Source organism: Actinoallomurus sp. NBC_01490 (genome assembly GCF_036227085.1).
In the GTDB taxonomy this organism is placed as follows: Bacteria; Actinomycetota; Actinomycetes; order Streptosporangiales; family Streptosporangiaceae; genus Actinoallomurus; species Actinoallomurus oryzae.
The window spans coordinates 8,588,073-8,600,095 of the sequence record NZ_CP109433.1; the positions used below are offsets into that span (position 1 = coordinate 8,588,073).

The following is a 12,023-nucleotide window of genomic DNA, read 5'->3' on the forward strand; positions in this document are numbered from 1 at the left end:
AGCCCGCGGCCGTCGCCGGACTCGTCACCCAGCCCCGGCAGGAGGCATGGGCAGGCGTGAGCCTTCCACCCGGGGCGCAGAGTCTCGGGTGGTGATGGGAGCGAGCGTGGCCAGGAAATCGTCGAAGGCCTGGTCGGCTCGCGACGCGTCGCCCGTGGCCTCGAGGTCCATGATGAGGCCGCGGACGACCGCGAGCACGAGGGTGGCGAGTTCGGGACGGCCGATGCTGCGCATGCCGTCCTCGAGCGGTCGCAGCCAGTCGGTGGTGGCCTCGCGGCGAAAGCCCGGCCACAGCTGTTGCTCGGCGTCCTCCCGGAGCCTGCCGAACATGGTGAGGTACGGGCGGCCGGCCGGGCCGGTCATGACCCGCCAAGCCCGTCGCAGAGTGCTCAGATAGGGCTCGTCGGGTCGTGGGGACACCAGTTCGCCGAAGAAGTCGCGCTGGCGTTGCCGCGCCCGTCCCAGCGTTTCCCGCAGCAGCGCGTCCCGGGTGCCGAAGTGGTAGATCAGCATGCGGGTCGAGGTGCCGGACGCCGCCGCCAACGGTTCGAGGCGGTCGGGCAGCCCGTGCGCGAGCGCGTGGTCGACGCAGGCGTCGAGGATTCGGTCGCGGATCTCGGGCTGTTTGTGCCGTCCCATCGCCACACTTTTTCACGTAACTGGCGGTACGTCTACCGTTGATCCCAGTGGTGGCGACACCGGGATCAAGGAGAAGAGATGCGTGTTGTTTTCGTGCACGGGGCGTGTGTTCGGGACGGAGCGTGGTGGTGGCACCTGGCCGCCGCGGCTCTGCGGGAGCGCGGCATCGACAGCGTCGCCCCGGCGCTGCCGAGCTGCGGTGAGGGCGACCGGCCGGCCGGACCGCGGGGTCCCGGGCTGCCCGAGGACGTCGCCGCGGTGCGCACTGTCCTGACCGAGGCGGACGAACCGACCGTGGTCGTGGCGCACAGCTACGGCGGCATCGTCGCCGCCGAGGCGGCGGTGGGCGTCGAGACGGTGCGTCACCTGGTGCTGGTGTCGAGCTACCTGCCCGAGCCCGGCGAGTCGCTGTCGACGTTCGGCGCCGACGCGCCGCCACCGTTCCTGGACTTCGACCCCGACGGCGGCACGTTCGGCGCCCGGCCCGAGCTGTTCGCCGAGACGTTCGTCCAGGACTGCCCGCCGGACATCGCCCGCGACGCGGAGGCCCTTCTGGTCCGGCAGACGCTGGCCGTGACCCAGCAGCCCGTACGGGCGGCGGCGTGGCACGACCTGCCCACGACGTACGTGGTGTGCACCGAGGACCGGGGCACCCCGGCGGCGGCGCAACGCGAATTCTCCCGCCGCGCGGACAAGGTCATCGAGGTGAAGGCCGGCCACCACCCGTTCCTGTCCCAGCCGCAGACCATCGCCGACATCATCGCGGGTCTGTCGTGACCGGGACGGCGGACCTGGTACGGCGCCTCTACGCCGCCTATAACGGCCGGGACGTCGAACGCCTGCTCACCCTCGTGACCGACGACGTCAACTGGCCGGACGGCCCGGCCAGGATGCACGGCAAAGATGCCGTCCGCGACTACTGGGTACGCCAGTGGAGCCGGATCCACACCCACGACGAGCCCAGTGAACCGATCGAGCTGGACGACGGACGCATCGCGGTGCACATCCACCAGACGGTACGCACGCCGGACGGAGCGCTGGTGTCAACGGCCCATTTCATCCACGTCTACCGTATCCGCGACGGACTGGCCGCCAGATTGGACATCAAGTCCGGAGAAGATCATGCAGGCCAGCCGCTCAGTACCCGTCATGCGATCGTCCATCCCGAGAGTATGGCCGCCGCGGACGCGCTGCGGCGGACGGAGGCGATGACGGAGAGGAATGCGCCGGCGGGTCTCGAGCGTGACGGCGCTCAGGCGGTCATCGCTCTTGCCGATCGTCGCGTCTCGGGTGGGCGGTGCGGTCGATCGATGTCAACACACACCTCGAAGATCGCAGGGGACAGGACGGCGGAACTCTAGCGATCGTGACCCGCGCCGGCCTCTACCAGCGGCGGAACAAGACTGCGGCACGTTTCGCTCGTATTCCGGCTCCACAGCTTCCGGGGGTGGCCGACCTCACAGTCGCCATGACGGCCCCACAGCGGAATCGCGGGCACGACACCTCCTATAGTTGTCTGCATAGGCAGCTAGTTTGGACCTCTTCAGGAGACCCGACCATGGCGCATCTACTCCACATCGACGCGAGTATCCAGGGCGACAGCTCGGTCAGCCGGCAGCTCACCGCTCGCGCCGCCGACGTTTGGCGCGCGGCCCACCCCGACGGCACCGTCGTCTACCGCGACCTTGGGGCCGACCCGATTCCCCACCTGGACAGCGTTGGCGGCCTTGGCCGGCACGTGCCGCCTGACCAGCACACCGAGGCGCAGGCCGCGTCCTGGGCCCTGACCGAGGAACTCGTCGGTGAGGTGGTCGCCGCCGACACGATCCTGCTCGGCCTGCCGCTGTACAACTACGGCGTTCCCAGCTCTGTTAAGGCCTGGGTCGACCATCTCATCGCGCCCGGCCTGTCCTACCACTCGTACACCATGGAGGGCCTGTTGGGCGGTCGCGACTTGGTCGCGATCGTCTCGCGGGGCGGCGGCTACGGCGAGGGCACTCCGAGGGAAGGCTGGGACCATGCGACCGCTTGGCTGCCGCACGGTCTGGCTCTGACGGGACTGGAACCGCGATTCATCACCACCGAACTCACCCTCGCTCCGAAGACCCCCACAATGTCGAACCTCATCCCCTTGGCCGAAGAAAGCCGCCGCCAGGCCGAAACCGCCATCGACAAGCTCTGGCCCCCCGCGATCATCCACATCTGACCTAGACACGGAAACGACACCGACTTTCGAGAGGCATCGCGACTTTCAGGGGTAACGGTTGATCCCAACCCGCCGGCATCTACCGTCGCTTCGGGCAGCGCACGCACGAGACCAACAAGCAGGCCAAGGCCCCCGATGGAATGAGGCTGGAGACCTTCGGTGCCGGCACCACGCTCGGACTTCGTCGGGTCAGCGCCGGCGATCCCGCTCGCGGTCGCCGCTCGCAAGATCCGCGACCAGCCGGACGACCAGCCGCCGGTGCCAGCGCAACAGCGCGCCAGCGTCACCATACGCAGCACCTGCGGCGGCAGCCTGGCCAACGTCGACAAGATCGAGCCATCACGCCTCATACGGAAGCGAGCGGTACAGCCTGCTGCTGTACCACGATCGACGCGTTGGCTGGATCGTCCACCGCCGTCGAGGCTCTTAGCGTGAGATCCGTTCGGACGGCGTGATAACCCGCCGGGCCTCACGCCTCCTGAAGCGACGACGGAAGAACGGCATGCTGCACATGACGTTCGCCGGTTCGGTCCAGTACTCCATGGACCTCATCGGCATCTTCGCCTTCGCTCTGTCGGGCGCGTTCCTGCCCGTCCGCAAGGACTTCGACGTGTTCAGGACGGTCATCCTCGCCGAAGTGGCGGGCCCGGGAGACGGCCTGTTCCGCGACCTGGTCCTGGGAATCCGGCCGGTCGCCTTCACCGACGTCGGATACACGCGGCGCCGGTCGTGACCGCGCTGATCGTCTTCTTCAGCGCGGGGGTCCATCGGCGCACCCGGCTCACCGACGTCTTCGGTTGTGCGACATAGCGGCGCTGGCGCTGTTCGGCGTCACCGGCACGTCCGAAGCCCTGAGCCACGGCTTCGGCACTGTTCCCGCCATCATGCTGGGCCTCGCCAGCGCGGTCGGCGGCGGGGTGCTCAGCAGCGTGCTGGCGAATGACGTGCAGGCCCTGTTCCGATGGATCCGTGACATGTACATCCTGCCTGCGCTGACCGGCGCCTTGGCGGTGACGCTCCTCAACCTCACCGGCATGCTCAATGCCCTGACCGCCATGGCCGCCGCCGTCTCCGCCATCGGCCTGCGGCTCATCTCCGTGTACTTCGGCTGGCAAACCCCAGGTACGTAGGTCTGACGCAACCCGTTCTCTGGACGGCGCCGCAGGTCGCCGCGACGGCCCACCACACCCGTCTGGACGGCCTGCCCTACAAGGCCAACGATGTCCGTGTCCAGTACCCGAATCTGCGCAACTTCAAGGCCGGCGACGACATCCGGTCCGTGTGCGGCAATGACGACGCTCCCACTCGCCATGCATCGTTCGGCCCGAGCACGTCCAAGTCGGCAAGGTGCATCAGGCGGACCTTGACGACTTGCCGATCGTCGTTGAGTTTCAATAATTGCCCACAAAAGCGCGGTTTCCGGCCGTGTGGCGGCCCACTCCGCCGGACTGTCGTCGCCGCATTTCCCTGACTCGTCCCGCGACGACGACCAGCCACCGTTCCGATGTTCCTGACGGGCCGTAATGGCGCTGGGGAGCGGGGGGCGACGTCCGCCGTCATGGGCGCAGCAGCGGAATGAGCACCTCGTCCACGATCGCCGTCACCTCGGCGGTAGGAACCGTCCCGGTGTCCATATGTGAGGCGATCACTAGCCGGGGGCCGACCCCGGCGACCCGCGGATTCACCGCATCGGCCCGGATCTCTCCCCGTGCTGCCGCAGCCGCCAGGATTTCAGTCATCAGCTGCTGCCGCGGCAGCACAACCAGGTCCCGGACCCGCGCGTACAGGTCTGGATGCCGATCGCGCTGGGTCATCAGCGGGCGCAGAGCCCGCCCGCGTGGTTCGTCCAGAGCATGGGCGAGGCCGGTCAACAAGGCGACCAGATCACCGCGCAGTGTGCCGGTGCGTGGCGGCGTGGTCTCCTCGAACCCGGCGACGGGGTCGGCCAGCGCATCGAGCACGAGCTCCGCCGGGGTGTCCCAACGACGATAGAGGGCGGCTTTTCCGGTCGCCGCACGGGCTGCGATCTTGTCGAACGCCAGCTCCTCGAAACTGCCCTCCGCCAGCTCGGCCAGCGTCGCTTCGAAGATCGCCCGGGTAAGGACGGCACCACGGCGCCGGGTCGCCCGGGTCACCTCGTTGGACTGCGTGGCCATGCCCTCATATATAGCCCGGTGGCACCGACGTGGCCAACGCGGCATATGATCAATAGTGAACAAACAAGTTCCTTATTGAGGATGTGCCACATGCCCGACAAGACCGCCATCCGTAACGTCCGTGTCTTCGACGGCCGACGGTTGACGCCACGATCTACGGTCGTGATCGACGGTCCGATCATCGGCACCGACGCCACCGGCGCGCGGGTCATCGACGCCGATGGTGCGGTCCTGTTGCCCGGCCTGATCGACGCCCATATCCACTTGCACAGCCGCGACACGCTCGAGCAGCTCGCCCGGTGGGGTGTCACCACAGGGCTCGACATGGCCACCTGGCCACCCGGCCTGCTCGCCTCACTGCGTGAGGTACCCGGGCTCACCGACATCCGAAGCGCGGGCACCCCGGCGATCGGAGCAGGAGGGCCGCACGCGCGGATGCCCGGCATGACCGAAGACGCCATCCTACGCTCGGCCGGCCAGGCGAAGTCCTTGGTCGACATTCGCATCGCCGACGGCTCCGACTACCTCAAACTAGTGCTCGAAGCGCCCGGTGAAGGCGGCCCGGACGCGGCAGCCGCCCACGCGTTCGTCGAGGCCGCCCATGCCTGCGGCAAGCCGGTCGTCGCGCACGCTGCCTCACCCGGCGCCTTCGCTCTGGCCCTGGACATCGGCGCCGACATGATCACCCACGTCCCGCTGGGCGCCCCACTGGCCACCGACGTGATAGCCCGCATGGCCGCCGCACGGACGGTGGCGGTGCCGACGCTATCGATGATGGAGGGCATCTCGGCCAACGCGGGCAGACCGGAGGCGTTCGCCGGCGCGTCCCGCAGCGTCGCCGCCATGCATGCCAAGGGAGTACCCGTCCTCGCCGGCACTGACGCCAACACCGCGCCCGGCGCGCCGGCGCAGAATCGACACGGCGAGAGCCTCCATCATGAACTGGAACTTCTCGTCGACGCCGGCCTGACCCCGTCCGAGGCACTCCGGGCGGCCACGGCCCTGGCCGCCCGGCACTTCAATCTCGATGACCGCGGCGCCATCACACCCGGCCGGCGCGCCGACCTGGTCATGATCGACGGTGATCCGACGATCGACATCCGCGCCACCCGCAACCTTCTCCGCGTCTGGTGCGGCGGCACCGAGCACACCACACCGGCGTGAAGCCACCGAAGAAGAAGGCGGCCACCACGTACGACGACACCGCATCACCCGGCTGATCCCGCTCGAACGCCACGGCGGCTGGTAGCCGTCGTCGAGACCGTGGTAGGTGAGCGGGATCCAGGAACTGTGCCAGGCGACGCCGAGCCCGCTGGTGGCGCCGCCTGGGCAGCCCTTTTCGGTGTGCCACTTGGTTCCGGCGAAGGCCGAACTCCCAGGCCGCAACGTAATAGTCGTGCCGACGCCGGGATAGTTCACCCGGGTCGCGGGAATCGCCGTGTAGTTGTATTGCCCGCCCTTCCCGATCGGCGTCCAGCCGGCCGGCAGGTAGCAGCTTTCGCCCGACCGATTGGTGAGGATCAGTGTGGCGATCGCCTTTTCGGCTTCCTCTTCGTTGAGCCGGGATCTTGAAGCTGCAAACGGCTCGTCAGGACTTCAGATGAGAGATCCCGCGCTGGTCCAGAAGGTTCTGGAACGCGGTCGGAAGTCGGGGCTGGGTGCGTCGTCGGCCGACGACAGACCGCTGAGGCGCTCGATGTTCACGGCGATGGCCGTGAATGAGTGCTGCAGGTCGGCCTTTGGCTTGTCCCCCGTAACGGCAGCGGCGCATGCCGTGTCCACGCCGCGGGTCTTGCTCCGGAGCTCCGGCCGTCCCATGCCACTCCTTCAAGATCGAGTAGCCCAAGAACCCAGTAACCGGCTGTCCATGACGGGTCGGTGTTCCGGTGGGGTCCCCCATCGGAACACCGACCGCCGCTCCCCTTCAGCTCGCAACACGTTGGGGAGGGGAAGGCCATCTCACACGATCGTTGCGGCCACGTCGGCCCGTGGGCGCGTTACCGTACGGCGGACTGAATTCGCCGGACGACATCGAGGGCTTCGGACGGCTCCATACGAGTCCGGTACGCCATAGACACGTGGCGAGCCCTGACGACGTTCGAGGTTGCAGTACGGACACCAGGAACCCCGATAGAAGGTGAACACGACTGGCCCCTCGCCAGGCGGTCCTCGAGACAGGCCTGAGCGCCCTTGGCGTCGGGGAGGGTGAAGTCCGGTGCCGTCTCGCCGATCTCCAGGCCGGGGACGAGCCCGCGCTTCTCGATTTCGGCGAACGCTTCGTTGACGGCGGACGTGGCACTCTCCGGCCGCTTGACTGCGGCTGCGAAGTCGTCCAGTTCCTTCTGAAGTGACGCTAACTCGTCACGTGGAGCACCCACGACGTCTCCTGATCTATAAACGATGAAGGTAACCGATAAGCGAGAACTACGTGCTCGGATCTGCGGCTGGAACCGCTGCCGGATCTCGCCGATGCCCTCGACCCAGCTGCGCAACTCGTCGCCTGGGCGCAGAAAGCGCTGCGGCGCGCGGGCCACTCCCACGCCGGACGGCGTACCGGTGAAGATCACATCTCCCGGGTACAGGGTGACGATCGAGGACAGATAGGAAACCAGCTGCGGGACTGTGAAGATCATCTCGGCCGTGCGGGCCTTCTGCAGTTGCTCGCCGTTCACCGCGCAGCCGAGTTCCAGGTTTTCCGGGTCCGCCAGCTCGTCGGGGGTCACCAGCACCGGGCCGATCGGGGAGAATCCGGGGTGGGACTTGCCCAGCGAGAACTGCGGGTAAGGACCGCGCAACTGGAGCTGCCGCTCCGAGAGGTCCTGACCCACCGTCAGACCGGCCACGTGCTCCCAGGCCCGGTCCACGGCCACGTTGCGTGCGGCCCGGGAGATGACCGCCACAAGCTCCACCTCCCAGTCGACGGAGCCGGACGGCAGCGGCACGGCGATGTCGGGGCCGGCGAGGGAACTCGGGAACTTGGTGAACACGACCGGGTCATCTGGAATCGCGGAGTCGGCCTCGGCCGCGTGGTCGCGGTAGTTGAGGCCGATCGCGAACACCTGGCGGGGCGCGGGTGCCGGCGCGCCGAGCGTCGCCGGGTCGAGTTCGATGGCGGCCGACGGGCCCTGGGTGGCGGCCCATGCACTGAGGTCGTCGAAGGATTCGTAGGCGGCCTGCGGATCCGGGCCGAAGCGGCCCTTACTCACGGTGGCGACGTCTACCGGGCCGGCCTGGGTCAGCAGAGTCAGCCGACACCGCATATTGGCGATTCGCATGTTCGATTCACACTGTCCGATCGGTTCGAGTGCTCGGTTGGTGCTGGACGCCCGATCAACGCCAGGCGTTGTTGCTGGAGTGGTCGCCGCTGAGCCAGCGGGCGAGGTCCTCGTGCGCGGTCCGCCGCCGCTCGGCGTCGATCGCTTCCACGTCGGGGTGGTCCACGACGAACTCGAGCTGCAGGCCGTTGGGATCCGTGATGTACAGCGAGACGCAGTACCCGTGGTCGATCGTGAAGGTGTCCGGCTCCGAGTACCCGGCTTCGGCGAAGCGTTTGCGCAGGGCGTCCTGCTGCTCCTGGTCCACCTTCAACGCGATGTGGCGCCATGGAGTGAAGTTGATCTGGGTCTTGAACAGCTTGGCGTCCTCCGGATCGGCGAACTGGAAGAAGGCCAGTGCCCCTCCGTCGGCGATGGCGTAGAAGGTGTGGCAGTACACGCGCTCAGCCCCGAGAAGCTCGTCTGTCTCGGTCCAGGTGGCCACCAGCGGCAGGCCGACTATGTCCTCGTAGAAGTGCCGGTTGACCTCCTGGTCGTCGACCACCCACGCGTGGTGGTGCAGGCGAAACGGCAGCCCGTTCTTGGCCGTCATGCGACATCAACTCCATTGGTGAGGTGGGACAGCGAGTGCTTCAGCTGGCCCTGCTTGATCGGGACACAGGAATCCGGGAAGTCGGCCACGACGTCCACACCAAGGGCATCCAGACCCTCGAGGAACGCCGGCAGCTTCGCCATGGCGCCGGTGGGCATGTCGTGGACGATCACCACGGACCAGTCGTTGCGCGCGATCTCGGCGAGCGCCCGATCCGGCCAGTCGGTCAGGTACTCCCAGTCACGCGGCAGGACGTTCCACAGCACGCACGTGTAACGGTGATCCTGCAGATAGCGCACGGCGGCCGAGCTGAAGACCCGGCTGTCGAGCACACCGCCGGCCGCGTACGGCCGGAACAGGCGTTCACCCTCTGTTTCGCTGGCGCCGGCGAGCGTGTCGATGTCGTGCTCGACGGCGACGATCTCCGCGGCGACCGCCGCGTCGGCGTCCTCGGCGGCGCCGAGCTGCAGGGTGTGGGTCGCCGTGTGATGCCCGATCCGGTGGCCCTCCGCCACGGCCCGTTGCGCGAGTTCTCGTCCGCCCGGCTGCCTGAGTTGCTCACCGACCACGAAAAAAGCGGCGGTGACACGGTGAGCGGCGAGCACGTCCAGCACGACATCGGTAACCCCCGGGTAGGGGCCGTTGTCGAACGTCAGCGTCACCCGCCTGCGGCTCGTTCCTTCGTTAGACATCCGCGACCTCTCAGCGGCAGCACGGCAACTATCGATAATCTAGATAATTAACGATAATTTGCCCCGCGTCAAGCCCATCCGGTCGGTCGAGCGCTCAATCACCCCTCCGGCGAGGGTGACAGCGAGAAGTTGAAAAATCAACTAACTCCTCGAATGGGCTGGTCATAGCCGTTTTCGGCCGCAATAACGAGTCCTCCGCCACCGTCGCCGGCAAGTCCGCCGACACTGGCCTGTCCCACCTGACCGGGGACTACCCATCGACCCGACCCTCAGCCGGAGCGGCTTCGCCGTACGCCACGCGCTGATCACCAACGTGCGCGGCATGTTCACCGCCGTCGTCGACGCTTTCGTCAACAGCCGGGTCGGCTGCGAGGGCGACACCACGCTCTGGGGCTGATTTACAACGCCAGCGCTTAAGCTGGCGGTGTCGTCATCGGCGAGAAAGTCAAGATTGTCCTGGACATCTCGTGGTCAAGGACGTCCGAGCCACCGCACGGTCGAAGCGACCGCATCCGGTGCGGCCCCGGCGACGACGGCGTGCGGTCGCGCGGATCAGCCCGGCGCGGGCGCCTGGGCGCCGGCATGCCGAAGGAGCGCCGCCGTGGTGCGCTCAAGGTGATCGCGCAACGCGGCCGATGCGCCGTCGGCGTCGTGGGCGAGTGCGGCGCGCACGATCTCGTCGTGTTCCGCCTGCACGTCGCGCTCGTAGTCGTGCGCGATGGACCTGGCCCAGGCCCGGTAGAGCTCGGCGCTGTCGCGCAGGTTGTCGACCAGCTCGATCAGGCGCGGGCTACCGCACCCGCCGCCGAGGGCATGGTGGAAGCTTCGGTGGGCGCACATCCAGGCCACATTGAGCCCGCCCGTGTCGTCCACGTACGGCGTCCTGTTGAGCGCATGGTGGGCGGCGACCACTCCGGTCTCCCAGCTCAGCGCCCCGCGCTCGATGCTGTCGCGTAGCGCCATCGTCTCAAGCCGCACCCGCAGCCGGGTGAGATCCTTGAGATCCTCTACGGACAGTGGGATAACGCTGAACCCCCGGTTCGGCGCGGCGATCACCATACGCTGCTCGGCCAGCCGGGTCAGCGCCTCTCGGACGACGGTCATGCTCACGCCGAACCGCTCGACCAGTGCGGGCAGTTTCAGCCGCTCGCCCGGTTCGATCCGCCCCTCGATCAGATCGGCCCGCAGCGTCTCGAAGACGGCCTCCGCACGCGACTGGTCGCCGCTCCTCGTCCTGGCCACGGGGAAACCGTCCTTCCGCGTCCACTGGCATGTCCGGTCCACTGGGGATCGTCGCAGGAATTATCGATAGAGCGTACCACTCGGCGGACTCTTGCCCCAAACCCTCCCCCACGATTATTATCGATAATCTATGTGTTATCGATAATAATCGCGAGTCCTGAGGGAGTGAGCGAGGCATGCTGCGAACTGAGCAGACGATCATCTCGTGCGCACTGACCGGCTCAGTGCATACACCGACCATGTCCGCGCATCTGCCGATCACGCCGCAGCAGATCATCGATCAAGGCCTCGATGCCGTCGAGGCCGGAGCGGCCGTGCTGCATCTGCACGCGCGCGACCCCAAGACGGGGCGGCCCACCGCCAGCGCGGCGGTGTTCGACCAGTTCGTCCCGGAACTGCGGGCCTCCGGCGCGGTCATCAACATCACCACCGGCGGCAGTACCCGGATGACCTGGAAGGAGCGGCTCGAAGCCGCGCGGCACCTGTCCCCCGAACTCGCCTCACTGAACATGGGCTCGATGAACTTCGTTTTCTCCGGACCCGCCCACCGCGAGCGCGACTGGAAGTTCGACTGGGAGCGCGACTATCTACTCGGATCCGAGGACATCGTCTTCGCGAACACCTTCGCCCAGATCGAGCGGACCCTGCGGGTCCTGGGCGAGACCGGCACCCGCTTCGAGTTCGAGTGCTACGACGTCGGCCATCTTTACACCCTGGCGCACTTCCTGGACCGAGGACTCGTACAGACACCGCTGCTCGTCCAGTGCATCCTCGGCGTACTCGGCGGGATCGGCGCCGACCCCGACAACCTCAGCCACATGCACGCGACAGCGGAGAAACTCTTCGGCGACGAATACTACCTGTCCGCGTTCGCGGCCGGCCGCCACCAGACCGCGTTCATCACCCAGTCCGCGCTCCTCGGCGGCCATGTCCGAGTCGGCCTCGAGGACAACCTCTACCTCGAACGCGGACGCCTCGCGGTGAGCAATGCCGAACAGGTCCGCAAGGCCGCCCGAATTCTCCACGAACTCGGACGACCCACCGCGACCCCCGACCAGGCCCGCGGCCTGCTCAAGCTCAAGGGCACCGGCACCTGACCCCGCTCCGCGCCGGGTGTCAGGGCACATCCATGCGAGACTCGACACGCTGCGCCCACCGAGAAGGACGTCCATGCAGGTGTAATGGGTTAGGTACTCGCTGAGCACTAGTGCCGCATCAAGC

General features: G+C 67.5%; 14 protein-coding genes. 7 read left to right on the top strand and 7 right to left on the bottom strand.

The window, feature by feature from the left end; all coding sequences use genetic code 11:
* Positions 1-24 precede the first annotated feature (24 nt).
* Positions 25-639: a TetR/AcrR family transcriptional regulator gene (locus OG417_RS39520; protein ID WP_329240151.1), complete on the bottom strand. Its 615-nt coding sequence runs from the start codon at positions 637-639 to the stop codon at positions 25-27.
* Positions 640-717: 78 nt separating this feature from the next.
* On the opposite strand from OG417_RS39520, the gene OG417_RS39525 reads away from it, so the two are divergent.
* The 5 genes from OG417_RS39525 (at position 718) to OG417_RS39545 (ending at position 3,975) form a co-directional block, all read left to right on the top strand.
* The gene (locus OG417_RS39525) at positions 718-1,416 is read left to right on the top strand and encodes an alpha/beta hydrolase (protein ID WP_329240154.1); all 699 of its coding nucleotides are present in this window, start codon (positions 718-720) and stop codon (positions 1,414-1,416) included.
* Positions 1,413-2,000 (top strand): nuclear transport factor 2 family protein, encoded by a 588-nt coding sequence (locus OG417_RS39530; RefSeq protein WP_329240156.1) that lies wholly within the window; start codon positions 1,413-1,415, stop codon positions 1,998-2,000. The genes OG417_RS39525 and OG417_RS39530 overlap by 4 nt, the downstream gene beginning before the upstream one ends.
* Before the next feature lie 197 nt (positions 2,001-2,197).
* A complete protein-coding gene (locus tag OG417_RS39535; RefSeq protein ID WP_329240158.1) occupies positions 2,198-2,845 on the top strand; it encodes an FMN-dependent NADH-azoreductase in 648 nt (215 codons plus the stop codon).
* A 502-nt stretch (positions 2,846-3,347) separates the two neighbouring features.
* The gene (locus OG417_RS39540) at positions 3,348-3,578 is read left to right on the top strand and encodes a TRIC cation channel family protein (RefSeq protein ID WP_329240159.1); all 231 of its coding nucleotides are present in this window, start codon (positions 3,348-3,350) and stop codon (positions 3,576-3,578) included.
* Between the two features lie 64 nt (positions 3,579-3,642).
* A complete protein-coding gene (locus OG417_RS39545; protein ID WP_329240161.1) occupies positions 3,643-3,975 on the top strand; it encodes a TRIC cation channel family protein in 333 nt (110 codons plus the stop codon).
* Positions 3,976-4,401: 426 nt separating this feature from the next.
* Here the strand turns inward: OG417_RS39545 and OG417_RS39550 are convergent, their stop codons facing one another.
* Positions 4,402-5,001, bottom strand: coding sequence for a TetR-like C-terminal domain-containing protein (locus tag OG417_RS39550; protein ID WP_329240163.1), 600 nt, complete (start codon positions 4,999-5,001; stop codon positions 4,402-4,404).
* Between the two features lie 45 nt (positions 5,002-5,046).
* Here OG417_RS39550 and OG417_RS39555 point away from each other — a divergent pair, with 45 nt between their 5' ends.
* Complete coding sequence (locus OG417_RS39555) at positions 5,047-6,165, top strand: amidohydrolase family protein (protein WP_329240165.1); 1,119 nt, start codon at positions 5,047-5,049, stop codon at positions 6,163-6,165.
* Between the two features lie 432 nt (positions 6,166-6,597).
* Here OG417_RS39555 and OG417_RS39560 read toward each other — a convergent pair whose 3' ends face one another.
* The 5 genes from OG417_RS39560 to OG417_RS39580 all read right to left on the bottom strand — a co-directional run bounded on the left by OG417_RS39560 (position 6,598) and on the right by OG417_RS39580 (position 10,802).
* A complete protein-coding gene (locus OG417_RS39560) occupies positions 6,598-6,819 on the bottom strand; it encodes a hypothetical protein (RefSeq protein WP_329240167.1) in 222 nt (73 codons plus the stop codon).
* Positions 6,820-6,998: 179 nt separating this feature from the next.
* Positions 6,999-8,276 (bottom strand): fumarylacetoacetate hydrolase family protein, encoded by a 1,278-nt coding sequence (locus tag OG417_RS39565; protein ID WP_329240169.1) that lies wholly within the window; start codon positions 8,274-8,276, stop codon positions 6,999-7,001.
* A gap of 55 nt (positions 8,277-8,331) precedes the next feature.
* Positions 8,332-8,868, bottom strand: coding sequence for a VOC family protein (locus OG417_RS39570; protein WP_329240171.1), 537 nt, complete (start codon positions 8,866-8,868; stop codon positions 8,332-8,334).
* Positions 8,865-9,560, bottom strand: coding sequence for a polysaccharide deacetylase family protein (locus OG417_RS39575; protein WP_329240173.1), 696 nt, complete (start codon positions 9,558-9,560; stop codon positions 8,865-8,867). Before OG417_RS39575 ends, OG417_RS39570 begins: the two co-directional genes overlap by 4 nt.
* A gap of 552 nt (positions 9,561-10,112) precedes the next feature.
* Positions 10,113-10,802, bottom strand: a complete 690-nt coding sequence (locus OG417_RS39580) for a GntR family transcriptional regulator (protein ID WP_329240175.1) — start codon at positions 10,800-10,802, stop codon at positions 10,113-10,115.
* A 176-nt stretch (positions 10,803-10,978) separates the two neighbouring features.
* Here OG417_RS39580 and OG417_RS39585 point away from each other — a divergent pair, with 176 nt between their 5' ends.
* Complete coding sequence (locus tag OG417_RS39585) at positions 10,979-11,899, top strand: 3-keto-5-aminohexanoate cleavage protein (RefSeq protein WP_329240177.1); 921 nt, start codon at positions 10,979-10,981, stop codon at positions 11,897-11,899.
* The last annotated feature ends 124 nt before the right edge of the window (positions 11,900-12,023 follow it).